This window comes from Ralstonia sp. GX3-BWBA, from assembly GCF_003290055.1.
GTDB lineage: Bacteria > Pseudomonadota > Gammaproteobacteria > Burkholderiales > Burkholderiaceae > Ralstonia > Ralstonia holmesii.
The window spans coordinates 48,060-70,690 of the sequence record NZ_QMKS01000020.1; the positions used below are offsets into that span (position 1 = coordinate 48,060).

Genomic DNA, 22,631 nt, shown 5'->3' on the forward strand with positions numbered 1-22,631 from the left:
TCGGGCTCACGCAGCCTCCCGATGGACCAGTACGCCCGAGGCGCAATCACGGGCGCCGAGTCGGGCAGTGAAGCGTACGCGGCTGCGATCCGGCTCGTGCACGAGGCGCAGCGACACCACGGCCCCAGGAGGTACCGGCGCCATGAACTTCAGTTGGTCGATTGACGTAATCGTACGTACTGCGCTGTTACGGGCAGCGGCCAGGCTCACAGTCCAGTCGATGAGCACCACACCGGGCAGGATCGGGAGGCCAGGAAAGTGGCCCGCGAAATGCACGAGATCGTGGCTGACGCGCAGCTCGTAGTGATCGCTGTCGGCATCGCTCACATGGGAGAGCGTTTCGAAGCCCTCGGCGCCCGGCCGGAACGCAGCGGCCACGGTTGCCGCGGGCAATTTGCCGCGCGCGTCTATCGGCATGGCCATGCAGAAGCGCCAGCGGCGCGGGATCAACGTGGGCTCGGTGTAGGCGGACAGGTGCCGGCGCAGCGTCTTGGCCAGCGCCACGCGGCCCTGCGCGCGCAGCGCCTGCGCGCCAGCCGGCGTGAGTGCGACCAGCGCGCCCAATCGGTCGCGTGACATCCCCGTTAGCAACGTTGCCGCTGCCCGCGCCACAAACGGATGCTCACCCAACCACGCTTCGACTTCTGGCAGCGAGACACGCTTGCCATCAACCTTGACGACGCGGTCCAATCTGCCGCGCAGGACGAAGCGGCCACTGTCGTCAAACGCGATCGCGTCATCGGTGCGGTGCCAGTCGCGGTGTGGTAGATGCGGCGAGCGTACGGCAAGCGCGCCGTCGTCTTCCTGGCGGACTTCGATGCTGCCGAACGGCTGCCATGCATGGGAGCGGTCCTGACGGCGCCAGGCGATGCCGCCGGTTTCCGTGCTGCCGAACACTTCGATGGGTGCACTTCCATGTGCATCTGCAAACGCCGTTGCTGCAGCCGCATCCAATGGGCCACCAGACGAAAACACGGTTGGGAGTGCCGGCAGCGTATCGAAACCCGAAAGCAACGGCCATCGCGCCAGTTGGGTCGGGCTGGAGACTAACGCGGCAGCGGGTTGCAACATCAGGGCACGCTGCAATGCGGAGGGTTCGGTGACGGTCTGCCGACTGAATGCGCGCCCGGCGGCCAACGGCCAGAACACGCGGAACAGCAGCCCATAAATATGGTGATGGGGTACGCTCGCCAGCACCACGCCGCTGCCCATCTGCGGACCCCACTGCTGTTCAAGTGTTAAGACTTCCGCATCGAATTGCGCGAGCGTCTTACGGATAGGCTTGGGCGCGCCGGTGCTACCTGAGGTGTACAGCGTGATCGGTACATCCGGATGGATTGTGCTGAGCGTCACGCCTTCGGCATGCGCGCCGATGGTCGGGAGGTCGGTATCGGTGATGAGCACGTCGTACGCGTCTGCCAGCGTGCCGAGATAGGCAGGCGCGGCGCTGGCGGGAATCACGACATGCTTGCCGCATGCAAACAACGCAAACAGCGCGCATGCGAAATCGAACGGATCGTCGACGCACAGCGCGTAGCGTGTCGCCTGCTGGCCAGCGAACACCGCTGAGCAGGCCGCTACACGGGCGCGAAAGACGCCGGATGTTATGGATTGCCGGCCATCGGCGCAGATGGCAGTGTCAACAGGCTGCGCAGCCGACAGCAGGGCGTGGAGGGCAATCATGTCGCCTCCGACCGCAGGGCGTGCGGGCGCACAATCCAATGACGGAACGCCATTTCCGCTACCACCAACACACCGACCAAGGCGTAAGCGATCACGCCGTTGTACAACGCCCATGCACCGCGCGACCAGTACAGGGCCGCGATCATTGCCGTCACTCCGTTGAGTGCGAAGAAAACGCACCACGCCTGCGTGACGCGCCGCGTATAGCAAACGGCGCGCGGCTGCAGGTCGGGCAGGCGCATGCGCGCAAACTTTTCGATCATGGAAGGGCCCGAGCGAAGGGTAGCTGCAAAGCTCAGCAACAGCCCAGCATTGACCAGCGCCGGATACAGGCGCAGCAGCAATTCGCTATCCGTGATGGCGACGGCGGCGGACATGCATGTCAGCGTTCCCGCAGTCAGCCAATCCAGCGGCGTGAGCTGGCGCAGCAGCGTCGATACGCTGCCCGCGCCGATCCACCGCTGCATCCAGAGCAACGCCAGCAGCGCGATGCCGGCGTAGCGCGGTGTGCCGAAATGCCATGCCCCGATCAGCACCAGCGGATACGCGATCTTCAGCGCCGCTTGAGCGGCGCCACGCGCCCACTTGGGCAGTGCCAGGGGGTGGCGTGCAGGTTGCGCCTGCATCCGCTTATGCCGCGAGCAGCGATTCGACTGCGCCGATGACGTCGCCCACCGTGCGTACCGTCTTGAATTCTTCGGGCTTGATGCGGCGTCCTGTCATTTCCTGCAGCTTGATTGCCAGATCGACTGCATCGATGCTGTCCAGATCCAGCTCTTCAAATAGATGCGCTTCGGGCGTGACGCGCGCCGGATCGATATCGAAGTTCTCTTTGAAAATGACGCGGATGCGCTCGAGGATCTCAGTGTCCGTCATGATTTTTTTTCTCCCTGTGCCTGCCGGTGCCAATGCCCGGGCGATTATTGTTGGCTCTTCACCAGTGCGGCGAGTGTGTTAATCGAGCGGAAATGCTCGCGCGTATGTTCGTCATTGGCGGCAATCGTCAATTGGTAACGCTTGCGCAGCACGATGCCGATTTCCAGTGCGTCAATGGAATCCAGGCCAATACCGTTCGTATCAAAGAGCGGGGCATCGTCGTCAATGTCCGCTGGCGTCATATCTTCCAGATCGAGCGCTTCGATAAGAAGTTGCTTAATTTCGAGCTTCAAAGAATCCATGTTGCAGAAGATGATCGGTGATGTGGGTTTCGACGCCGGTGGTAAGTGCACGTGCGGCGAGCGCCGGCGGCGAGCCATCGGGCACGTATTGCGCGACGCTGATAGGCGGCAGCACGGCGATCTTCATGCAGAAGGCGCGTGGTGGCACGTCGTACCAACGCATGGTTTTGGTAAAGGCGGGCGGGTCGCAATCCATCAGCACGGGCACGATGGGGACCCCCACGTTGAGCGCCATATGTGCGAAGCCGCGTGAGAATGGATGCAACCGATCCTTGGCCGGACTGCGCGTGCCTTCCGGGAAGATGATCATGGTGTACCCCGCGGCCAACTGGCGCGCGCTCGCCTCTACCAGTTCGGTCGGGTCTGCGTTGCTGATGTATTCGGCGGCACGCACGATGCCCCAGAAGCACGGGTTACCCCAGTGGGCGTTCTTCACCACGCAGCAGGCTGACGGAGTCAGCGCCAGGAGCACCATCACGTCCAGGTAGGTCGGATGGTTGGCCACCACGATGGCGGGTCGGCGCGCACGCAGCTCCTCCGCACCTTGCACATCCAGCCTCATCACACCGAGCCATTGGAGCGCGCGAACCAGCGTACGGAAGAACCAATGGATAACGAACGTGACAGTGCGTTGGCGCGATGCCCGGTGCGGCCACAGCCAAGCCAAGGGAAATACGACGACGGAGAACAGCACCCCGCAGACGCCGAAGACGGTAAAGGCCAGCCCCGTTGCCACCAAGCGCCATGCCAAGTTGAGGCGGGCGCTCAGTGTGCTTGCCATGGGCCCTCACGCCATTGCCACGTCCAGCTGCCGTCTGCGTGTTGCCAGACGCCGGAGGTGCGGGATGACAGGCAGTGCAGAACGGCCTGGCTTTGCGTTGTCGTGACATTTGCCGCTTGCCCGCCCGCTGTCGCGGGGCCATGCGAACACACCAACGAGGCACTGGCCGAACCGTCGAGCAGTACGGCTAGCGCGCACGTATCCACCTCATCGGCCACGGAGCCGAAGCGCGCATCGGCGGGTTCATCGGCGTAGACCAGCAGCACCGGTGAAGCAGGGTCCGATGCGTACTGGGCATGCGCTTCCAGCAGAGCGAGCCCCAGCGTAGCCGGGCCGGCCGACACGGCGATGGCAGGCGAGGTGTCGCCGCGCGCAATGCCAAATACGCCGCTCATGGCGTTGAGTACAGACAGGCTGAATGCTGTGGGGGAGACCGGGGCGGCGTTCTCGATGTCGGCCAGGATGCCGGCCGTGCGGCGCAATTCGCCATGCCGGGAGGCAAAGACGACACGCGCGCGTGGGACATCGGCAGCGCAATCGTGTGCGACCTTCAGCGCGCTTTTAGAGAGCGTGCTCAGACGCCGCCGAACCATCGGTTCAATAAAACCGATTTCCGGAGACGATATTGAATCAGCACCAATGGCAGGCCAGCAGGACCAGCGAGCAACCGGGATTGTCCAGTGCAAATCGGGCATATCGGTGTTCGCATGTGGAGCACTGCCAGTGGCCGCAGTGTGTGCGGCGCCCGGCGCGGGGCTGGCTGTCGCGCATCAACGCAACACTTGCCTCACCCGATTCGCTCTCATTGTTTTCGATTGATCTGGGTGAATGCGCGGGCCGTTATTCTCAGCCGATTTTGTCTTTCAAAGCGCTTGCTATTCCCCAACCCTGGGGCCGAATCATACTGAAAAGTCCCCTAGGAAAACAACCGCTTGCTTGACTTCGTGTCACATGCGCGACGCTGGCGAGAATGCGCGAGGAATGTGACAAAACAGGACGGCGTCGTTCGCGCGGTTATTGAAGTGATGGCGCTTGAATGGATTCCCCCATGTAGAGGGGTATTGAAACCGCCGTTTTAATTTGTTCGGATTATGGGCGAGGTTGGCCCGATGACGGGGGTGTACTGAACTGGCTGAACGCCCGCCCACCCAGGTCCAGTGCATCCATCACAGACCGCTCCACCACCGGCGCCAACGACGTCATCATCACCATGACGAGCATCAGCCCCACCACGAGCGTGGCGGCGATGCCCACGGCAAACGGGTTGAGCGCCTGCGCCGTGCGCGAGAGCACGGCAAAGCCGAGGTTGACGATCATCATGATCGCGATGATGGGCAGGGCGATGCGCAGGGCTAGCGCAAAGACGATCGTGCCGCCGCCGGCCAGCGTCTGCCAACCCGCGTTGCCCAGCGGCGCTGCCGAGACGGGCAGGGCGGTGAAGCTGTCGAACAACGCGTGCAGCAGCACGAGATGGCCGTCACCTGCAATGAACGCGGTAACGGCCGTGAGACTGAGGAAGCGGCCGAGGAGCATGCTGCTCTCGGTTTGCGTTGGGTCGAGCAGCGAGGCGAAACCCAGGCCTATCTGCACCGACATCACTTCGCCGGCACCACTGATGGCCGAGAACACGAGCTGCACGCAAAAGCCCAGCGCCAGCCCGATCAACACCTGCACCAGCGTGATCCACAGCCCTTCGTATGAGCCCACCGACACGCCTGCGGGCACCGGCAGCATGGGCGCCAGCGCCACCGTGATGACCACGCCAAATGCCACCTTGATCGACGTCGGGATCTCGGTATTGGCAAACGGGGGCGCAATGGCGATGAACGCCAGCACGCGCACCAGCGGCCACCAGTACATGGCGATCCAGCCGTTGAGCTGCGTGGCGGTGAATTGGATCATCGTTGATTTGGCGGCTGCGTCAGCTCGGTGTCGTCAATTCACGTAGTTGGGGATATTGGTCAGCACGCCGCGCGTGTAGTCGACGATCACGGCGACGATCCACGGGCCGGCCAGCACCATCGTGGCCGCGACGGCCAGCAGCTTGGGGATGAACGACAGCGTCTGCTCGTTGAGCTGCGTGGCGGCCTGGAATACTGCCACCAGCAGGCCGACGACGAGCGACACCAGCAACATCGGCGCGCCCACCATCATGGCGACCTGCATGGCCTGGCGGGCCATATCCAGAACGTACTCGGGTGTCATGTCGGTTTCCTATCGACGCTTATTGCACGAAGCTCTGCGCCAGCGAGCCCAGCAGCAGGTGCCAGCCATCCACCAGCACGAACAGCATGATCTTGAACGGCAGCGAGAAGATCGACGGCGTGACCATCATCATCCCCATCGACATCAGCACCGCCGCCACCACGATGTCGATCACCAGGAACGGGATGAAGATGGCAAACCCGATCTGGAATGCGCTCTTCAGCTCGCTGGTGACGAAGGCGGGGATGAGCGCGCGCATGGGCGTTTGCTCGGGCGAGGCAATGGCCGGCATGTTGCCCATCTTGACGAACAGGGCGAGATCCGGCTCGCGCGTCTGCTTGAGCATGAACTGGCGCAGCGGCGTGGCGGCCGTGTCCATGGCCTGTTCGACGGTGATCTTGTTGTCACGCAGCGGCACGTAGGCGTCGGTGTAGACCTTGTCGAGCACCGGCGACATGACGAAGAACGTGAGGAACAGCGCCAGCCCGATCAGCACCTGGTTGGGCGGCGTGGTTTGCGTGCCCAGCGCATGGCGCAGCAATGACAGCACGATGATGATGCGCGTGAAGCTGCTCATCATCAGGATGATCGCCGGCAGAAACCCGAGCGAGGTCAGGAAGACCAGCGTCTGGACGGGTAGCGAATAGCTTTGGCCCCCGGCGGCGCCCGTGAGCAGCGGCAGGCCGGGTTGCGCCTGTGCGAACACGGCGGGCGCGGCGCCCAGCAGCGCCATTGCGATCAGGCAACGGAAGAATGTGCCCGCGTTCATTCCGACTTCCCCGTCAGATGACGTTTGAGCTGGATGGACAGCGCGTCGGCAAAGCGGGGCGGCTTGCCGGAGTTGGAAGTGCCGTCTCCGGATTGGTCGTCCGGCGCGGAAGCAGCTTCTGCGGGGCGCGGCAGCGTGTGGAGCGTCTGCACGTGCTGCTGAGTCACGCCCAACACGAGCCACGTGCCTTCCACATCGACGACGACGACCTTCTCGCGGGCGCCCAGCATCTGCTGCGCAACCACGGTGATCACCTGGCTGCGGCGCCGGCCTAAACCTGCGGGGCCCATGCCCGCGCGCTGCTGCAGACGGCGCAGTAGCCAGCCGGCCGCCACGATCATCGCCAACACTACAAACAGCCCGCCTAGGGTGCGGGCCCAATCCACTGCATGGTTCATTTCAACACCTTGCCCGGGGGGAGCACTGGTTGCTGTCAGGGTGCCGATTGACGGCGCACTTGTGTGGCTTATCGGTTCAACTTACGGATACGTTCCGACGGCGTAATGATGTCGGTGAGGCGGATACCGAACTTCTCGTTGACCACCACCACTTCACCTTGGGCGATCAGGTAGCCGTTGACAAGTACATCCATCGGCTCACCGGCCAGTGCGTCGAGTTCCACCACCGAACCTTGCGCGAGTTGCAGCAGGTTCTTGATGGGCACCTTGGTGCGACCCAGCTCCACCGTCAACTGCACGGGGATGTCCAGGATCATGTCGATGTCTTGGCGTTGGGCGCCGCCCAGGCCGTCGGCCGTCAGGGGCTTGAACACCGTGCTGGATTCGGCGGCGGGCGCGGGAGCCGGCGGGTTGGCCGCAGCACGCTGCGCGGCTTCCAGGGCCATGGCCTCTTCCATCGTCATCTCGACATCGATGTCGTCGGCGTTGGCTTCGGGGTTCATGGTCGGTTCAGTTGTCATCGTCAGACTCCGTGGCAGACTCGCTGCCGCTCATATTCAGCATGCGGTTGACCCGCAGCGCGTATTGGCCGTTGAACGTGCCGTAGTTGCATTCCATGACGGGCACGCCGTCTACCTTGGCGGTCACGCAGTCATCCAGCTCCAGCGGAATGACGTCGCCCACCTTCATGTTCAGGATGTCGGACACCTGCACCTTGGCCGTAGCGAGGTCGGCAATCAGCTCCACCTCGGCGGTCTGCACCTGTTGCGACAGCAGCCGCAGCCAGCGCTTGTCCACTTCCAGCGCTTCGCCCTGGATGGCGGAGGTGAGCCGGTCGCGGATCGGCTCGATCATGGTGTACGGCATGCAGATGTGCACGTCGCCGCCGTTGCTGCCCAGCTCGATGCTGAAGCTGGTGGTGATCACCACTTCATTGGGCGTGGCCACGTTGGCGAACTCGGTGTGCATTTCCATGCGCAGGAATTCAAAATCGATCGGGTAGACCGGCTGCCACGCCTTGGCGTAGTGCTCGAACACAAGCTGCAGCATGCGCTGGATGATGCGCTGCTCCACGTCGGTAAAGTCGCGGCCTTCCACGCGCATGTGGAAGCGCCCGTCACCACCGAACAGGTTGTCGACCACCAGGAAGATGAGGTTGGGGTCGAACACGAACAACGCCGTGCCGCGCAGCGGCTTGACGTGCACAAGGTTGAGCGAGGTCGGCACCACCAGGTTGCGGATGAACTCGCTGTACTTCTGCACCTTCACCGGCCCGACGGAGATTTCCGCGTTGCGCCGCATGAAGTTGAACAGCCCGATGCGCCAGTTGCGTGCGAACCGCTCGTTGATGATTTCCAGCGTGGGCATGCGCCCACGGACGATGCGCTCCTGCGAGCCCAGGTTGTACGAGCGTATGCCTGAGGGGTCGGCGGCTTCGACGGGGTCGTCGTCCGCGTCATCGGACACGCCCTTCAGGAGCGCGTCGATTTCCTCCTGGGAAAGAAACTCTTCCTTGAGCATGTCACTGGATCACAAAGTTGGTGAACAAGACATCAGCGACCGGCGATTCCTTGCCGACAGCCTTGAAGACGTGTTCGCACAGTTCAACGATTTCCTTGGACAGCTTGACCTTGCCCTCCGCCGGATACAGCTCGGTGGGCGTCTTGCTGGCCAGCAGCATCAGGACCTTGCTGCGCAACTCGGGCGTATAGGTCTTGATCTCTTCTTCGGCATGCTTGTCGAAGCTCTTGAACGTAATGCCGATCTGCAGGTAACGGTCGTTGCCTTCTTCGGGCTGCAGATTGACGGTCAGGGTTTCCATGGCCACGAACACCGGCTCTTTGGGCTTGGGTGGCGCTGCGGGGCCGGATGCGGCGTGATTGCCGCCTCCGAGGAAGAACCAGGCAGCGCCGCCGCCCATGCCGGCGAGCAGGAGCACGATCAGGATGATCAGCAGCAGCTTGGTGGAGCCGCCCTTTGCTGGGGCGGGGGCGGTAGTGGCGGCAGCGGCTTCGGCCATGGGGATCACTCGGGGACTAGGGGGGGGTGGGCTTTCCCGGCTCGTGTCGCGCAAGACACCGTAAAACAACGCAAAGCACAGAGTCGGGTTCTCGGATGGCATTCTTCCCCACCTCTGTCCAGCTCATTCCAGCAAGAAACGTGGTCAATCCCGCTTATCTCGGGCGTTTGCGATGTGCAGGGTGGGACGGTATGTGCGCCGAAAGTGATTATCGAGGCACTTTTATGTGCCGATTACGTTGCGCCGGGCGCTTTACCCGTCGCGCCGCTCGCCGGCTCCGCCGCAAAAGTGACGTTGCCCGAAAGATTTGCCCGCACTTGCCGTTGTAATGATGGAATGCGCCGGCACGGTCCGGCCCTGCATACCTGCGTTGCCTTGCCGGAAGCCGCCTTGAATTCCTTGCCCTTTTCCACCCGTATTGACCTTGCGCTCGTCGATGCCGAAGGCTTGCCGGCCGACTGTCCTGCGCGCGGCGAGCCGCCGGGCTTCTGCCCGAAGCTGGACCTGCTGTCGATGGTCAACGCGCTGACGGAGGGCATCCTGGTGTGCGGAACAGACCGCCGCGTCACCTACGCCAATCCGAGTGCCGCACGGCTGCTGGGTTTGCCGGTGGAAGCGCTGGTGGGGCGCTTGCTGCCCACGGTCGTCAACGCCGCGGTGGATGAATTCGATGCGTCTATCCACGAGGCCGACTGGCCTGATCAGGATGTGATCGCCGAAGGGCAGCCGCAGTTGAACCAGATTTTCGGGATGCACTGCGTGGATGGCCGCACGGTGTGGGTTTCCAGCAACTGGACGCCGCTGTATGCCGATGGCGGTCATTCGATGACGGCCTCGCCGCGGGCATCGGAAGCCGGTGCGACGCCATATTCGGTGCTGGTGTCGCTGGTCGACATCACGCAGATCCGCGAAGCCCAGCAGCGCATCCGGCATCTGGCCACGCACGATACGCTGACGGGTCTGCTGAACCGCTCCGCGCTGGAAGACCGTCTGGAGCACGCGCTGGCGATCGCGCGCCGCAACCGCTCGCGCGTCTCGGTCATGTTCCTCGACCTGGATCGTTTCAAGAACGTCAACGACACGCTGGGCCACCAGTTTGGCGACATGCTGTTGCGCGAAGTGGCGGCCCGCCTGCAGGCTTGTGCGCGCGAAGCCGACACCGTGGCCCGCCTGGGCGGCGATGAATTTGTCGTCATGCTCGAAGCGCTCGACGGGCTGGGCACGCGGCGCGTGGCCGAGCGCATTCTCTCGGCCATCAGCGCGCCGTTCCATATTGAGGGGCAGGAGCTGTATCTGGGCGTGTCGATCGGGATTGCCGTGGCGCCGCACGACGGCGACGACCCGAACACGCTGCTGCGCAAGGCCGACGCCGCCATGTACCTGGCAAAAGAGCGCGGCCGCAACAATTTCCAGACCTTTACGAGCGACCTGGATGACCGCGTCTCGCGCCGCTTCCGCATTGAATCGGGCCTGCGCCGCGCGAGCGACCGCAACGAGTTCTACGCCGACTACCAGCCGCGCGTGGACGTCAAGAGCGGCCGTATCGTCGGCGTGGAAGCGCTCATTCGCTGGAATTCGGCCGATTTCGGACACATGATGCCCGGCCAGTTCATTCAGGACGCCGAAGAAACCGGCCTGATCGTCGAGATCGACCGCTGGATTCTGCGCGCTGCCTGCGACCAGCTTGCACGCTGGCGCCGCATCGGGCTGCCGGACTTGCGCATGTCGATCAACCTCTCGGGCCAGGCATTCAGCTCTGGGCAGTTGAGCGGGATGGTGCGTGGCGCGCTATCGACCAGTGGCTTGCCCGGCAATGCGGTGGAACTGGAGATGACCGAAGGCATTCTGATTCGCGACGATCCATCTTTGCATGCGTTGCTGACCGAGCTGCGCGCGATGGGCGTATCGCTGGCGCTGGACGATTTCGGTACCGGATATTCATCGCTGTCGTATCTGCACCGCTTCCCGATCGATACGTTGAAGATCGACCGTTCGTTCGTGCAAGAGCTGCCGCACGTGGCAGAGCGCGCGGCCATCACGCGGGCCATCATCATGATGGCGCAGGCCATGGGCATGAAGACCGTGGCCGAAGGCGTGGAGACCACCGGGCAACTCGAATTTCTGCGCGAAGTCGGCTGCGACGAGTTTCAGGGCTATCTGCTCACGCGGCCGCTGGAGCCGGCTGCGGTACAGGACCTCGTACGCGAGAACGCGCGCCGCTACGGCGAGCGTGTCCCCCGGTTTCTATAAGTCTTGAGTCTATTCAGGGTGTCCCGGAAAGCGTAGCGAGCGGCCTGAGGTTGGTGGGAGAAGCGCAGCCGTACATGTGTACGGCGAGCATCGCACCGCCAAGATCGGGCCGCGCAGTAGCTTTACGGGACACCCTAGAGTTGCAGGCCGTTGCTGACCACGTACATGGTCAGCTCGGCGTTGTTGCGCAGCTTCATCTTCGAGAGCACGCGCCCCCGATACACGCTGACCGTCTTGACGCTGATCTGCAGTGCCTCGGCAATCTCGCCCAACGTGCGGCCAGAGCCGAGCATGCGCAGCGTCTGGAATTCGCGGTCGGAAAGAATGTCGTGGCGGGGCTTGTCCCAATCGACATTCAGGTTGTCGGCAAGTACCTCCACGAGGTCCGAAGGCAGGTATTTCTTTCCCTTGGAGATGGCGTTGACGGCGGCCAGCAACTGCGGCTGGCTGGCGTCCATCGGCAGATAGCCGGCGGCGCCCGCCTTGAGTGCCCGTACGGCAAGCAGAGCTTCAGGATGGCGGCCCAGTGCCAGCACGGCCAGGCGGGCATGCTGCTGGCGCACGGTCTTGATGGTCTGGAATTCGTCTCCGGTGGCCGATTCCACCGAGAAGAGCATGACGTCCCACTCGCGCTGCGCGAGCAGGTCGTTATTGGCATCGCGCAGGTCCGGCACGGCCTCGATCTGCCGGGCCAGGCGCGAATCCTTGAGGATCTGGCGCAGGCCGACACGGGCAATATCGTGCGGTTCGACGATCAGGACATTGAGCATGGTGGGTGTTGCGGGTCAAACGCGGGCTCGCATCGAGCTCTTCTTTCCGCCCGCAGGCCTTCCGGCCGAACTGGCGGGCTTGCAACTCCCCATCTGTGCACTGTGTGGCGCTCTATATATAGAAGGATGCTGGCGCCTATGAACTGGTCGAACGAGTATAGCCGAGGGTCTGCAGGCCAAGAAGCAGGCTTGCCGCCTCTTTTGGAGGGGGTGTCGAAAGTCAGGCACCCGCAAGCCCAAACCGCCGCCGACGCACAAATTTGTCAAGGCGACCCTAAACTTTCCTCAGAGGCCACCGATAACCTGAGTACAACGCAGACCTGATCCCCTTCAAGTTGCAGGTCACGTTGCCCGGCCTAGCCGGAATTAGCAAACACGGGCAACAAACCATCGGGAAACTTAGGAGCCGTCATGTCCCTCAGCCTCAATACCAACATCTCGTCCCTGCAAACGCAGCAAGCACTGTCGGCATCGAAGGATGCGCTGCAGACCTCGCTGGAACGTCTGTCGACCGGCCTGCGCGTGAACAGCGCGAAGGATGACGCCGCCGCCTACGCTGTGGCTTCCAGCCTGACCACCACGCTGAACTCGCAGACGCAAGGTATCCAGAACTCCAACCAGGCGATGTCGTATCTGCAAACGGCCGACTCATACCTGGGCCAGGTTGAAAACAACCTGCAACGTATGCGCCAACTGGCCGTGGAAGCCAACAACGGCGGTCTGTCGACCACCGACCAGGCCAACCTGGACAAGGAATACCAAAAGCTGGCCACAGCCAACAAGAACATCGAGACCAACGCGAACTACAACGGCAACAAGCTGTTCGACGGTTCGGTCACGTCCACGACTTTCCAGTACGGCCAGAATGCCGCGACCGATGTGACCACGGTCACCAACGCTAACTTGGCAAGCTTCGGCACGCTGTCCAGCACGAGCGTGACCTCGACTGCCAACGCGACAGCTGCCCAGACAGCCATCGACACCGATCTGACCAACCTGAAGGCGGCCCGCGCCAACCTCGGTGCTCAGCAAAGTGGTCTGACCTCGACGATCAACACGCTGACGTCGAACAACACTGCGCTGTCGGCAGCCAAGTCGTCTTTGATCGATACGGACTATGCGTCGGAAACGTCGAACATGACACGCCAGAACATCCTGCAGCAAGCGGGTACGGCGATGCTGGCGCAAGCCAACTCGGCACCGAACAGCATCCTGAGCCTGCTGAAGGGTTAATCAGTAAGTTGGATGCAGCCCAGCCGCTTCGCGATTGGGCCAAGGGCCGGCGCTCCTCGGGGCGTCGGCCTTTTTTCTTTTTTTGGATACCCCCCTTTTTCGTGGGTGGCGCCTGCATAACCTGCCCTAAAGAAGCTGCAACCCGTGCCGTTGTGTAGAGAGACTTCCGCCGGCGCAGATGCTTATCGGACCCGATCATGGCGACTACCACTACCACCTCCTCAACCAGCAATTACGTTCCGCCGATCTCGATTCCCGGTATTGGGACGAGCATCGACGTCAACTCGCTGGTGTCCAGCCTCATGAAGGTGGAAAGCCTGCCGCTGACGCAGCTGCAGACCCAGCAAAGCTCGTACCAGACGCAGCTGTCGGCTGTGGGGTCTCTCAAGAGTGCGCTGTCGACCTTCCAGACCACGCTGTCGAATCTGAGCAGCGCGTCAAACTACAGCGCCATGAAGGCCAGCGGATACGACACCTCGATGCTGAGTGCGTCGGTGACGGGCTCGGCGCCTGCAGGTTCCTACGCGGTCAATGTCACGCAGCTTGCGCAATCGCAGGTTCTGGCGGCGCAGGGGCAGACGTCCACTACGACGGCCATCGGCAGCGGCACCTCGACCACGATTTCGTTCTCGTTCGGCTCGGTGTCGGGCGGCTCGTTCTCGGGCGGCAAGTACACCGGTTCGACGTTCACGCAGAACGGCAACCTGGCGGGTGGCTCGATCACGATCGATTCGTCCAACAACACGCTCGCGGGTATCCGTGATGCGATCAACTCGGCCAACGTGGGTGTGTCGGCCAGCATCGTGAACGACGGCAGCGGCAGCCCGTACCGTCTGGTGCTGACGTCGACCGCGGGCGGCTCCAGCTCGGAGATGAAGATTTCGGTGTCGGGCGACTCGACGCTGCAATCGCTGCTCTCGCAAGACCCGGCAGGCACGCAGAACATGACCGAGGTGACCACGGGCCAGAACGCCCTCGCCACCATCAACGGCATTGCCGTGCAGAGCCCGACCAACACGTTGTCGAACGTGGTGGACGGCACATCGTTCACGCTGTCCAAGACGGGCAGCACCAACGTGACGGTAGCCAACGACCCGACCGCCACCACCACCGCCGTCACCAACTTTGTGAACGGCTACAACGCGCTGCGCACGCAACTGAATTCGCTCACCAACATCGACCCCGCCAACAGCGCCAACAATGGGCCGCTGGCGGGCGATGTGAGCACCAAGACGCTCATCAACCAGATTACCGACGTGCTGGGCCAAGCGGTTGGCAACGGCAATTACCAGTCGCTGGGTAGCGTGGGCGTGACGATGAATTCCGACGGCACGCTGTCGGTTGACAACACCAAGCTGTCGGCTGCCGTTGCAAAGTCGCCCAGCCAGGTAGCCGGTCTGTTTGCCGGTACCGGCACGGCCACCGATTCACTGGTCAGCGTGCCGACGTTCTCGGATTCCACGCAGGCCGGCAGCTACGCCCTCAACGTGACGCGGTTGGCCACGCAGGGCACGCTCACGGGTTCGGCCGCCGCCAGCACGACCATCACGGCGGGTGTGAACGACACGCTCGCGTTCAACATCAGCGGCATGTCCATCAACGTGACGTTGGCGGCCGGCAGTTACACCGCGGCGACGCTGGCTGCGCAGATTCAAAGCCAGATCAACGCATCGACGACGCTGCAGAACGCGAAGGTTAACGCTTCGGTGTCGGCCAATGCCGGCGGCGTGCTGAGCGTAACCGATAGCCAGTTCGGCTCGGTGTCGGCGGTATCGGTGTCGGGCAATGGCGCTTCGTCGCTCTTCGGCGCGAGCCCAACGGCCACCAACGGTGTGGATGTGCAAGGCACGATCAACGGCGTTGCTGCAACCGGTTCGGGACAGAACCTCTATGGCATCAGCGGTTCCGCCACCGACGGCTTGACCGTGCAGGTGGCCGGCGGCCCGCTGGGCGCCCGTGGCACGGTCACGGTGCAGCGCGGTTACGCTGCCCAGCTCAACACGGTGATGACCAACCTGCTGTCGACCAGCGGCATGGTGCAGAACGAGACGGACTCGATCAACAGTTCGCTCACCTCGCTTGCCAGCCAGATCACCGCCATGCAGACGCGGCTGGATAACAAGCAGGCGCTGTACTACACGCAGTTCAACGCGTTGTCGGCAGCGGTGGCGAGCATGACGAACACAAGCAACTATCTGACGACGCAGCTCGCGGCCATTACGAAGCAGACCTCGAGCAGCAACTAAGCCAGGTTCAGGTTTAGAGCACAACCCAAAACAAACAGACTACAGCGAGGACCTTTTCCATGTACGCTGCACGCCGTGCCATCGGTGCCTATGCGCAAGTCGGCATCGAGACGTCCGTGGTAGACGCCAATCCGCATCGCCTGATCGCCATGTTGTTCGAAGGCGCGCGCGCCGCCATCAATCTGGCCGGCGCCGCCATCCAGCGCGGCGACGTGCTGACCAAGGTGCGGGCGTTCGACAAGGCCATCTCGATCATCGGCCAGGGCCTGCAGGCCAGCCTCGATCACCAGCGCGGCGGCGACATCGCCGTGCAACTGAACAATCTGTACGACTACATGCTGCGCCGCTTGCTGCTGGCCAACGGCAACAACGATCTGACGATCCTCGCTGAAGTGGACGCCTTGCTCGTCCCGCTGCAGGATGCGTGGCTCGCCATTGGCCAGATGGGCCAGCCTGGCGCCGCCGTGGCAAACAGCCACCTGAGCGTTGTGAGCTGATTGCCGGACGTTGGCAGTAAAGCGACCTTTGACTGAATTCGGCCCAACTGGAGCCAATATGCACCGCAACATCCCGATCAAGGACAGCGAAAGTCTGTTCACCTGCTACGAAGCCATCGCACGCCTGACCGCCGAAATGGTCAGCGCGGCCGAAGTGGGTAACTGGGACGTCGTCAGTACGCTGGAACGCGAGAGCGCCACCTATGTGGATGCACTGCGCCGTTCCGAGCCGCATCCGCAGCTCTCGCGTGCGGACGTGGAGCGCAAGCGCGCGCTGCTGGTACGCATTCTGGAAGATGACGCCCGCGTGCGCGCCATGGTGTATCCGCGCCTGGACCGCCTGCAAAAGCGCATCGACACGGCACGCCGTGCCACCACCGCAAGCAACGCTTACGGCAGCATGGCGCGTTATTGAGACGAAGCGTCTTGCAGTTGTTTTGACAGCGTCAGATAGTGCTCGGACTTGCGTGCGAGCGCGTGACTCTGCATCTGGTACACGATCGCCAGTTGCTGGGCAGCGAGGAAGCTGCCCCGCCCGACGACGCTGCCGTCCATCTCCGGCTGATCGCCGATCTCAAGGCAGCGGTTGAAGACCTGTTCTGCCAGCGGTAGCCACCGGGCGGCCGCCTCATCAGGGTGTTTGGCCGCCGCATCCAGCAAGACCAATCCCAGTGCAAAGCAAAGGTCCGGAAAATCTGGCCACGTCTGGATGGCGACATCGCCTTGCGCGAGCGCTTCTTCAACGCGATCGGCCTTGCCCAGGCTGTATACATAGCGCAGCGTCAGGTTGCGGCGGTACGGCGCATCAGGCGGCGCCAGGCTGAAGGCGCGCGCGTAGTAATTCACGGCCTTTGCGTAGTCTTCGTGATGCAGCTCGGTTTCCTTGCCGAGCTGATACAGCACATACGGGTCGTCCGGCCGATGCGCGAGTTCATCGAGCAGCAGTTGCGTGTTGCGCTCGCCTTTCTTTTGCATCTTGGCCGCGGTATAGCCGTCGTGGCGGATCACGATGGGTACGCGCGCCGCAGGCAATGACGACACCGGCTGCTCGTGAATGCGCCCCGTGTAGTGCACGCCACGGGGCAGCACACGCGGGATCCACGCAATCAGCTGGCTGGCAGCTTCGGCGTCGTCGGTATCGTTCTTGACGCACACCACACCGACAGCCGGCTCCGCACCGCTGAGCGTGCGCAGATGTTCACCGCCGCTTTCCAGCCATTCGTCAGCGTCGAGGATCAGGTTCCAGTCGGCGTTGGCTGCCTGCAGTGCGGTGTTGCGCGCAGCTGAAAAATCGTTTGTCCAGGCCATGTGGCTGACGAGCGCGCCGCACGACTGGGCAATGACCACGGTGTCGTCCGTGGAGCCTGTATCCAGCACCACCATGCGATCGACAAACGGCTTCGCGCTGAGCAGGCAGCGCGCAATGCTGGCGGATTCATTGCGGGCGATGACGACCAACGCCACATCGGCGGAAGCGGACGGGGCGCTCATTCGCGGTCATCCGCCGTGGCGAGGGCGTCGAGCAGCTTGCGCAGCACGTTGCGCGTGGCGCCAATTTCATCAAGTTCCAGCGGAATCTTGCAGGCAAGGGCTTCGGGCACCTTGGCAGCGCGCTCGCGTAGCGCGCGGCCGGCATCGGTCAGCTCGATGACGACGCGGCGCTGGTCATCGGGATCGCGCGTGCGGGTGACGAGGCCCTGTTCTTCCAGACGCTTGAGCAGCGGCGTCAGCGTGCCCGTATCGAGGTACAGCGTGCGGCCGAGGTCACCCACGGCGCACGGCGCCTGCTGCCAGCACGCCAGCATCACGAGGTATTGCGGATAGGTCAGGCCCAGTTCATCCAGCAGCGGGCGGTAGAGGCGCGTCAGCAGATGGCCGGCGGCATACAAAGGAAAGCAAAGCTGCTGATCGAGCGCCAGCACGTCGTTCACGGAAAACTCCCGGGGGGACGGTCTGGCGCCCGAGCGGCGAATGCCGCATCGGCCCGAAAAGGGCTAAGCAAGGCTCAGCGCGTGACCGTGTTCAATTGGACGTCAATATTGCCACGGACGGCATGCGAATAGGGGCATACACCGTGTGCGGCGGTCACAAGCGCCTCCGCCGTCGCCTGATCCACGCCGCCCAGGGTGGCATTCAGCGACACTGTCAACGCAAACCCGCCATCCTCGCGCGGGCCGATGCCCACCGTGGCGGTCACCGAGGTTGATGCCAGCTTGATCTGCTTGCCACGTGCAACATGCAGCACAGCGTTTTCAAAGCAGGCGGCATAACCGGCGGCAAAGAGCTGCTCGGGGTTCGTGGCGGCACCACCTGCGCCGCCGAGTTCGCGCGGCAGCGACAGGGGCAGATCCAGCGTGCCATCGGCGCTGCGAACATGGCCGGCACGGCCGCCTTCAGCGGTGACTTGGGTCTGGTAGAGCGTCTTCATGGTCGGGTCCTCTTATTTGGGAAGCCCGGTCGGCGACATGTCGGCCGGGAGATCGATCCTAAAATCGATGACGCAATTATATTGCGTACAATATAAATAGCAAGGACAACCAGAAACCCTTTTCCGGAACGTGGAAAAGGGCGGAAGAGCGTGATCTCAGATCGACATGCTCATGATGCTTTGGTAAGCCGAGACCAGCTTGTTGCGCACCTGCACGGCAGTCTGCATGTCGATGTTGGCCTTCTGCAGCGAGAGCATCACATCGTGCAGGTCGACGTCGTTGTTGCCCATCTCAAAGCTGCGCGAAATGGCTTCGGCCTTCTGCTGCGAAGCGTCGACACGGTCCAGCGACGACTTGAGCACGGAGCCGAAGTCGACACTGGGTTTGCCGGCATCGCCGCTGGCGGTGCTGCCGCCGACGGCGCTTGCCGGTGCCAGCACGCTGTTCATCAGGGAGACCACGGAATTGGCGTTGGAGAGGTCCATGTTGGCGTGAACAGTGACTCAGGGGAATTTGGCGAGCGTTTCGAGCTCCGACACGAAGCGGACTTCACGGCCGGCCGGCACCGCTATGTCCATCGGGATCGGCGTGACGACGATGGTGTGATGCGGAATGGCGGCATCGTCGTCGAGCACCAGAAACTCGGTTTCGGCAAAGCCGTGCGCGTGGTGGAAGACCTGAAGCGGTGCGCGGCGCAGGGTGGCGTACTTGGGCGGCTCGGGCTTGAACGGGTCGAGCTTGGTCAAGTATTCGAACGCAGCATTGACGCGGTATAGGTCATACGGCGCGGGCAGATCGGACACTTCACCCAGCGCGCGAACGCGGTTGGCGATGTAATAGTTGTCGATCCAATTGCCGCCTTCATGCGTGCGCAGGCGCAGCGCAACCTTCATGCGTGCCAGCACGAACTGGTTGATGGCGTTCAGCCACTCCGGGCGCTCGGCTGCCGGCAGCGTGTGCGCGAACTTGCCGAACAGGTATTCCAGACCGCCGCGATAGCGGTCCCACGCATGCTTCACTTCTTCGTTGCCGGCCTGGGCGCGGGTCTCGTCGGCAAAGTAGCGTGAGACCGACCGGTAGAACGGCGTCTTGCTGAAGTACACCGCGCTGGAGCCGAGCATTTCTGCCGCGTGCACGAAGGCGTAGAACGCGTGTTCCGGCGCGCTGAAGTAGATGCGGTCCATCACCTCGCGGCGTGCCAGGTAGATCTCCGGAAACAGGTGGTGCGACAAGACCAGCGCCAGCAGCTTGGCGTAGTCGTGCTGCTCGATCAGGTAGTTGTCGTCCTGCCGATAGAACGCGGTGACATCCTGCCGCGTCGGCAGGTCGTGAATGAACCACGGCGCAAAGATGACATCCACGCCCGGGTTGCGCTCGAAGATGTCGATGTTGTTGTTGATCTCGGCCAGGATCGGCAGGTCATCATCGGCGTGGTAGAGCACGTACTTGCCCTGCGCGCTGCGATAGAGCTGGTTCAGGTTTTCTGCCGAGCCCAGGTTGGACGGGCGGCGGAAATACCGGATGTTCAGCTTGTCCTGATAGCGGCCGACGACCTCTTCGGTGGCATCGGTCGAGCAGTTGTCGCCGATCAGCAGTTCGTAGCTGAACTTCAGTTCGCCGATCTGCGAGACCAGTTCTGCGAGCAGGTTGTCGAGATAGCGCGCACGGTTGTAGGTCGGGATGCAGACGCTCAGCGCGACCTGCTGGATGACCGCGTCGTGCTTCACGGGCGCAACGTCCTGCAGCGCTTCCGATTGGATTGCTTCGATCTCACTCATGGATGAACTCGCGCCAGTTGAGGGTCTGAGGGCACATGTACTGCTTGCCGGCCGGGCCATGATTGGCAATCAGGTCCAGGCTGCTGACAAACGGGGTGAACACGCCATGCAGTTGCGGATACGGCCGCATGGCGTAGTTCATGTATTCGACGGCGATGCCGTGCTGCTCGAACTCGGCATGGGCCAGGTAATTCTTGGCACCGTGTCCGGTGATGTAGGTATCGCCTTGCAGCTTCTGCACGATGGCCAGCACACGGTCCGTATTGCGGCCGGGAATGTCCAGTTCAGGCGAATCGACAAACTTGCGGTCCAGCTCGATACCCAGGTAGCGGCATACCGCGCGCATGGACGCCAGTGCCAGCTCGCCCATGTTGGGGTAGTCGGCTTCGTACACGGAGCGCACCAGCGTCAGCATGTCGCTTGCGTGCGGCGCGGCCTCGTAGGCCTGCTCCAGCATGCGCAGATGCTGCGCGCGCCAGTCAACGTTGGTCGCGGGTTTGACTTCATCGATGCGCGCGCCGAGGTGGAACTTCTCCAGCGGCACCGTCATCCAGCGCGTGCCGGCCGGCTCCTTGATCTGTACGCGGTTGGTGAAGCTGCCCTTGGAGAACTGCACGTCGGCGTAATTGACGAGCACGTCGGCCAGCATGATCTGCTCAAGCAGGCCGACCCACGGGAACAGCATCGGTTGTGTGATCACGACCTTCATGACGCCAGCATCCGTTCCATGAGAACAACGTCGTGCCAGCGGTTGTCTTGCAGGTAGTGGCCGGCCAACGTGCCGATGGTCCGGAAGTCGAGTTTCTCGTATAGCGCGATGGCGCGTGTGTTTTCGGCCAGCACTTCCAGCGTGATCTTGCGCAGGCACAGCGTTTCGGCGGCGTAGGCAAATGCGGCTTCGCATGCGGCGCGCCCGTGGCCCTTGCCTTGCGCGGACGACGCCAGGCAGATACCGAGGGACGCGTGCCTGTTCACCGCATCGATGTGGTTCAACTGCAGGTAGCCCAACACGCTGTCATCTGCCTGACTGGCAATGACAAAGAGCACCAGGTCGCTCTGCTTGGATTTCGCGATCAGCCAGTCGCGCACGCTCGCGGCCGAGTTTGGCCGTGGGCGTGTCATGAGCTGCAACTGCGTTGGAACGTCGTTGCGTAGCGGAAGCAGTTGCGCGATGTCGCTCTCGCGCCATTCCCGAAGGACGAGTGAGCCGCGCGCGATCATGGCTGGAAGCGGAAATAGCGGAAGCGATTCGGATACGCGGCTTCCACCGTGTGCCGCACTTCATCGGCAATGACGGGGTTGACGGCCAGGTACACCACCTCAACCTCGTCCGGAATGCTGTCCAGCGCCACAACCGGCTTGCCCGCCAGGGAGGACCCTTGCAGGTACGGGTTCTGATCAACAAACGCGCGCAGGGCGTGCGGCTGTTGCAGGTTGCTTGCGGTGTAGGCGCCATAGAAACCGGCGCCATAGATCACGGCGGGCGCGTTGCCGTGCTGCGTTTCAAAATCCGTCAGATGGCTGGAGGCTTGCTGCCAGAAGCGGGCAAGCTTGTTGGCTGCGCTCTGTGTGTCGGCCAACGCTTGCGCATCGAGCGCCGGCGCGACTTTGCTGTCGCCAGGACGGCGCACGGCGGTCACGACGAATGCGCCACGGTGGCTTTGCGCATCGGCCGCGAGCAGGTCAAACCCGTGGTTGGCCAGCAGCGTCTGCAGCGACGTGTGCGTGAAGTGGTTGACGTGATCGGCCACCAGAAAGTCCACCGAGTTGGTGAACGTGTTCGGCACGATGGCATACAGGCGGCCGCCGTCGCGCAGCAGGCCGTGGATGTTGCGCAGCGCAGTCGCCAGGTCGGGGATGTGCTCCAGCGAGAAGAACGAGGTGACGACATCGAACGAACGCTGCCATGCCGACGGGATCGTGTAGGTGGCCCATTGCTCGGGGCGCAGGAATTTTTCCCAGAAGCCGACGTAGCGGTCGCTGATGTCGAACAGGTGGACGTCCACGTCCGGGCGCTGCTGCTTCAGCAGGCGCATGGTCGCGCTCTTTGCGCACCCGAAGTCGACCACGCGCGCACCTTCGGCCAGCGCCACCTTGCGCTGGAGCGTGGCGACCTGGTGATCGGCACGGAAGATCTTCTGGCCGTTCTCGACGGCGTAGATCTGGTCTTCTTCCTCGCTGTTGACGAGGATGTCGTACTCGGTGTCGTAGAAGCTGCCGTTGTCACACAGCTCGACGGTCTGGATGTGACCGCACGCGGCGCAGCAGAAGACCTCCAGCGTGCCGTCCATGGCGCGGCGCAGGGAAGACAGCGAGCTTTGCGGCGCTGCGCGGTAAATCGGTTCTGGCAGCGGTTGCTGGCAGACGTTGCAGGGCAGTGCACCTTGGGTCATG

The 22,631-nt window shown here is 62.8% G+C and carries 27 protein-coding genes; 5 read left to right on the forward strand and 22 right to left on the reverse strand.

Features of this window, described 5'->3' with window-relative positions:
• Positions 1 to 6: 6 nt before the first annotated feature.
• From DOD19_RS19010 to fliL, 13 genes are all read right to left on the reverse strand, one after another.
• The gene (locus tag DOD19_RS19010) at positions 7 to 1,683 is read right to left on the reverse strand and encodes an AMP-binding protein (protein WP_112187307.1); all 1,677 of its coding nucleotides are present in this window, start codon (positions 1,681 to 1,683) and stop codon (positions 7 to 9) included.
• Positions 1,680 to 2,309, reverse strand: a complete 630-nt coding sequence (locus DOD19_RS19015) for a hypothetical protein (RefSeq protein WP_112187309.1) — start codon at positions 2,307 to 2,309, stop codon at positions 1,680 to 1,682. The genes DOD19_RS19010 and DOD19_RS19015 overlap by 4 nt, the downstream gene beginning before the upstream one ends.
• A 4-nt stretch (positions 2,310 to 2,313) precedes the next feature.
• Entirely contained in the window at positions 2,314 to 2,559 is a 246-nt protein-coding gene (locus DOD19_RS19020) for an acyl carrier protein (RefSeq protein ID WP_024977592.1), read from the reverse strand.
• A gap of 44 nt (positions 2,560 to 2,603) precedes the next feature.
• Entirely contained in the window at positions 2,604 to 2,861 is a 258-nt protein-coding gene (locus DOD19_RS19025) for a phosphopantetheine-binding protein (protein WP_004631431.1), read from the reverse strand.
• On the reverse strand, positions 2,836 to 3,642 hold the full coding sequence (locus DOD19_RS19030) for a 1-acyl-sn-glycerol-3-phosphate acyltransferase (protein WP_112187310.1): 807 nt from the start codon (positions 3,640 to 3,642) through the stop codon (positions 2,836 to 2,838). Before DOD19_RS19030 ends, DOD19_RS19025 begins: the two co-directional genes overlap by 26 nt.
• Complete coding sequence (locus DOD19_RS19035; RefSeq protein WP_024977594.1) at positions 3,627 to 4,337, reverse strand: beta-ketoacyl synthase chain length factor; 711 nt, start codon at positions 4,335 to 4,337, stop codon at positions 3,627 to 3,629. The genes DOD19_RS19030 and DOD19_RS19035 overlap by 16 nt, the downstream gene beginning before the upstream one ends.
• Before the next feature lie 394 nt (positions 4,338 to 4,731).
• A complete protein-coding gene (gene fliR / locus DOD19_RS19040) occupies positions 4,732 to 5,544 on the reverse strand; it encodes a flagellar biosynthetic protein FliR (protein WP_024977595.1) in 813 nt (270 codons plus the stop codon).
• A gap of 33 nt (positions 5,545 to 5,577) precedes the next feature.
• On the reverse strand, positions 5,578 to 5,847 hold the full coding sequence (gene fliQ, locus DOD19_RS19045; RefSeq protein ID WP_004631435.1) for a flagellar biosynthesis protein FliQ: 270 nt from the start codon (positions 5,845 to 5,847) through the stop codon (positions 5,578 to 5,580).
• 19 nt (positions 5,848 to 5,866) lie between these two features.
• Positions 5,867 to 6,616: a flagellar type III secretion system pore protein FliP gene (gene fliP, locus DOD19_RS19050; protein ID WP_112187312.1), complete on the reverse strand. Its 750-nt coding sequence runs from the start codon at positions 6,614 to 6,616 to the stop codon at positions 5,867 to 5,869.
• Complete coding sequence (gene fliO, locus DOD19_RS19055; protein ID WP_112187314.1) at positions 6,613 to 7,014, reverse strand: flagellar biosynthetic protein FliO; 402 nt, start codon at positions 7,012 to 7,014, stop codon at positions 6,613 to 6,615. The genes fliP and fliO overlap by 4 nt, the downstream gene beginning before the upstream one ends.
• 68 nt (positions 7,015 to 7,082) lie before the next feature.
• Entirely contained in the window at positions 7,083 to 7,535 is a 453-nt protein-coding gene (gene fliN / locus DOD19_RS19060) for a flagellar motor switch protein FliN (protein WP_112187316.1), read from the reverse strand.
• Positions 7,525 to 8,535, reverse strand: coding sequence for a flagellar motor switch protein FliM (gene fliM / locus DOD19_RS19065; protein ID WP_112187319.1), 1,011 nt, complete (start codon positions 8,533 to 8,535; stop codon positions 7,525 to 7,527). The genes fliN and fliM overlap by 11 nt, the downstream gene beginning before the upstream one ends.
• A gap of 1 nt (position 8,536) precedes the next feature.
• Positions 8,537 to 9,034, reverse strand: a complete 498-nt coding sequence (fliL, locus tag DOD19_RS19070; RefSeq protein WP_024977600.1) for a flagellar basal body-associated protein FliL — start codon at positions 9,032 to 9,034, stop codon at positions 8,537 to 8,539.
• 513 nt (positions 9,035 to 9,547) lie between these two features.
• On the opposite strand from fliL, the gene DOD19_RS19075 reads away from it, so the two are divergent.
• Positions 9,548 to 11,284: an EAL domain-containing protein gene (locus DOD19_RS19075; protein ID WP_112187555.1), complete on the forward strand. Its 1,737-nt coding sequence runs from the start codon at positions 9,548 to 9,550 to the stop codon at positions 11,282 to 11,284.
• Between the two features lie 134 nt (positions 11,285 to 11,418).
• Here the strand turns inward: DOD19_RS19075 and DOD19_RS19080 are convergent, their stop codons facing one another.
• Entirely contained in the window at positions 11,419 to 12,054 is a 636-nt protein-coding gene (locus tag DOD19_RS19080) for a response regulator transcription factor (protein WP_024977602.1), read from the reverse strand.
• A 411-nt stretch (positions 12,055 to 12,465) separates the two neighbouring features.
• Between DOD19_RS19080 and DOD19_RS19085 the strand changes: the two genes are divergently transcribed.
• The 4 genes from DOD19_RS19085 (at position 12,466) to DOD19_RS19100 (ending at position 16,445) form a co-directional block, all read left to right on the forward strand.
• Positions 12,466 to 13,287 (forward strand): flagellin, encoded by an 822-nt coding sequence (locus DOD19_RS19085; protein ID WP_112187322.1) that lies wholly within the window; start codon positions 12,466 to 12,468, stop codon positions 13,285 to 13,287.
• Positions 13,288 to 13,484: 197 nt separating this feature from the next.
• The gene (fliD, locus tag DOD19_RS19090; RefSeq protein WP_112187324.1) at positions 13,485 to 15,533 is read left to right on the forward strand and encodes a flagellar filament capping protein FliD; all 2,049 of its coding nucleotides are present in this window, start codon (positions 13,485 to 13,487) and stop codon (positions 15,531 to 15,533) included.
• Between the two features lie 59 nt (positions 15,534 to 15,592).
• Entirely contained in the window at positions 15,593 to 16,030 is a 438-nt protein-coding gene (gene fliS, locus DOD19_RS19095; protein WP_112187327.1) for a flagellar export chaperone FliS, read from the forward strand.
• 58 nt (positions 16,031 to 16,088) lie between these two features.
• Entirely contained in the window at positions 16,089 to 16,445 is a 357-nt protein-coding gene (locus DOD19_RS19100; protein WP_024977606.1) for a flagellar protein FliT, read from the forward strand.
• On the opposite strand, the gene DOD19_RS19105 is transcribed toward DOD19_RS19100, so the two are convergent.
• From DOD19_RS19105 to DOD19_RS19140, 8 genes are all read right to left on the reverse strand, one after another.
• Positions 16,439 to 17,521 carry a glycosyltransferase gene (locus tag DOD19_RS19105; protein WP_112187329.1) on the reverse strand — a complete coding sequence of 361 codons (1,083 nt, stop codon included), beginning with the start codon at positions 17,519 to 17,521 and terminating at the stop codon, positions 16,439 to 16,441. The genes DOD19_RS19100 and DOD19_RS19105 overlap by 7 nt on opposite strands.
• The gene (locus DOD19_RS19110) at positions 17,518 to 17,961 is read right to left on the reverse strand and encodes a MarR family transcriptional regulator (RefSeq protein WP_024977608.1); all 444 of its coding nucleotides are present in this window, start codon (positions 17,959 to 17,961) and stop codon (positions 17,518 to 17,520) included. The genes DOD19_RS19105 and DOD19_RS19110 overlap by 4 nt, the downstream gene beginning before the upstream one ends.
• A 74-nt stretch (positions 17,962 to 18,035) precedes the next feature.
• On the reverse strand, positions 18,036 to 18,458 hold the full coding sequence (locus DOD19_RS19115; protein ID WP_024977609.1) for an organic hydroperoxide resistance protein: 423 nt from the start codon (positions 18,456 to 18,458) through the stop codon (positions 18,036 to 18,038).
• Positions 18,459 to 18,614: 156 nt separating this feature from the next.
• Positions 18,615 to 18,944: a flagellar hook-basal body complex protein FliE gene (gene fliE, locus DOD19_RS19120; RefSeq protein ID WP_112187332.1), complete on the reverse strand. Its 330-nt coding sequence runs from the start codon at positions 18,942 to 18,944 to the stop codon at positions 18,615 to 18,617.
• Between the two features lie 18 nt (positions 18,945 to 18,962).
• Positions 18,963 to 20,237 carry a glycosyltransferase family A protein gene (locus tag DOD19_RS19125; protein ID WP_112187335.1) on the reverse strand — a complete coding sequence of 425 codons (1,275 nt, stop codon included), beginning with the start codon at positions 20,235 to 20,237 and terminating at the stop codon, positions 18,963 to 18,965.
• The gene (locus DOD19_RS19130) at positions 20,230 to 20,946 is read right to left on the reverse strand and encodes a WbqC family protein (protein WP_112187338.1); all 717 of its coding nucleotides are present in this window, start codon (positions 20,944 to 20,946) and stop codon (positions 20,230 to 20,232) included. Before DOD19_RS19130 ends, DOD19_RS19125 begins: the two co-directional genes overlap by 8 nt.
• Positions 20,943 to 21,458, reverse strand: coding sequence for a GNAT family protein (locus DOD19_RS19135; protein WP_024977613.1), 516 nt, complete (start codon positions 21,456 to 21,458; stop codon positions 20,943 to 20,945). Before DOD19_RS19135 ends, DOD19_RS19130 begins: the two co-directional genes overlap by 4 nt.
• Complete coding sequence (locus tag DOD19_RS19140) at positions 21,455 to 22,630, reverse strand: class I SAM-dependent methyltransferase (protein ID WP_112187340.1); 1,176 nt, start codon at positions 22,628 to 22,630, stop codon at positions 21,455 to 21,457. The genes DOD19_RS19135 and DOD19_RS19140 overlap by 4 nt, the downstream gene beginning before the upstream one ends.
• Position 22,631: the final 1 nt, after the last annotated feature.

Bases quoted from the DNA above. Each gene is read 5' to 3' on its own strand.
- fliD (WP_112187324.1), top strand. From the start codon at position 13,485: ATGGCGACTACCACTACCACCTCCTCAACCAGCAATTACGTTCCGCCG.
- DOD19_RS19125 (WP_112187335.1), bottom strand. From the start codon at position 20,237: ATGAGTGAGATCGAAGCAATCCAATCGGAAGCGCTGCAGGACGTTGCG.
- DOD19_RS19085 (WP_112187322.1), top strand. From the start codon at position 12,466: ATGTCCCTCAGCCTCAATACCAACATCTCGTCCCTGCAAACGCAGCAA.
- DOD19_RS19025 (WP_004631431.1), bottom strand. From the start codon at position 2,861: ATGGATTCTTTGAAGCTCGAAATTAAGCAACTTCTTATCGAAGCGCTC.
- fliN (WP_112187316.1), bottom strand. From the start codon at position 7,535: ATGACAACTGAACCGACCATGAACCCCGAAGCCAACGCCGACGACATC.
- DOD19_RS19020 (WP_024977592.1), bottom strand. From the start codon at position 2,559: ATGACGGACACTGAGATCCTCGAGCGCATCCGCGTCATTTTCAAAGAG.
- DOD19_RS19080 (WP_024977602.1), bottom strand. From the start codon at position 12,054: ATGCTCAATGTCCTGATCGTCGAACCGCACGATATTGCCCGTGTCGGC.
- DOD19_RS19105 (WP_112187329.1), bottom strand. From the start codon at position 17,521: ATGAGCGCCCCGTCCGCTTCCGCCGATGTGGCGTTGGTCGTCATCGCC.
- DOD19_RS19015 (WP_112187309.1), bottom strand. From the start codon at position 2,309: ATGCAGGCGCAACCTGCACGCCACCCCCTGGCACTGCCCAAGTGGGCG.
- DOD19_RS19140 (WP_112187340.1), bottom strand. From the start codon at position 22,630: ATGACCCAAGGTGCACTGCCCTGCAACGTCTGCCAGCAACCGCTGCCA.
- fliO (WP_112187314.1), bottom strand. From the start codon at position 7,014: ATGAACCATGCAGTGGATTGGGCCCGCACCCTAGGCGGGCTGTTTGTA.
- DOD19_RS19010 (WP_112187307.1), bottom strand. From the start codon at position 1,683: ATGATTGCCCTCCACGCCCTGCTGTCGGCTGCGCAGCCTGTTGACACT.
- fliP (WP_112187312.1), bottom strand. From the start codon at position 6,616: ATGAACGCGGGCACATTCTTCCGTTGCCTGATCGCAATGGCGCTGCTG.
- fliQ (WP_004631435.1), bottom strand. From the start codon at position 5,847: ATGACACCCGAGTACGTTCTGGATATGGCCCGCCAGGCCATGCAGGTC.
- DOD19_RS19030 (WP_112187310.1), bottom strand. From the start codon at position 3,642: ATGGCAAGCACACTGAGCGCCCGCCTCAACTTGGCATGGCGCTTGGTG.
- DOD19_RS19115 (WP_024977609.1), bottom strand. From the start codon at position 18,458: ATGAAGACGCTCTACCAGACCCAAGTCACCGCTGAAGGCGGCCGTGCC.
- DOD19_RS19075 (WP_112187555.1), top strand. From the start codon at position 9,548: ATGGTCAACGCGCTGACGGAGGGCATCCTGGTGTGCGGAACAGACCGC.
- fliR (WP_024977595.1), bottom strand. From the start codon at position 5,544: ATGATCCAATTCACCGCCACGCAGCTCAACGGCTGGATCGCCATGTAC.
- fliM (WP_112187319.1), bottom strand. From the start codon at position 8,535: ATGCTCAAGGAAGAGTTTCTTTCCCAGGAGGAAATCGACGCGCTCCTG.
- fliE (WP_112187332.1), bottom strand. From the start codon at position 18,944: ATGGACCTCTCCAACGCCAATTCCGTGGTCTCCCTGATGAACAGCGTG.
- DOD19_RS19135 (WP_024977613.1), bottom strand. From the start codon at position 21,458: ATGATCGCGCGCGGCTCACTCGTCCTTCGGGAATGGCGCGAGAGCGAC.
- DOD19_RS19035 (WP_024977594.1), bottom strand. From the start codon at position 4,337: ATGCCCGATTTGCACTGGACAATCCCGGTTGCTCGCTGGTCCTGCTGG.
- DOD19_RS19130 (WP_112187338.1), bottom strand. From the start codon at position 20,946: ATGAAGGTCGTGATCACACAACCGATGCTGTTCCCGTGGGTCGGCCTG.
- fliL (WP_024977600.1), bottom strand. From the start codon at position 9,034: ATGGCCGAAGCCGCTGCCGCCACTACCGCCCCCGCCCCAGCAAAGGGC.
- DOD19_RS19100 (WP_024977606.1), top strand. From the start codon at position 16,089: ATGCACCGCAACATCCCGATCAAGGACAGCGAAAGTCTGTTCACCTGC.
- fliS (WP_112187327.1), top strand. From the start codon at position 15,593: ATGTACGCTGCACGCCGTGCCATCGGTGCCTATGCGCAAGTCGGCATC.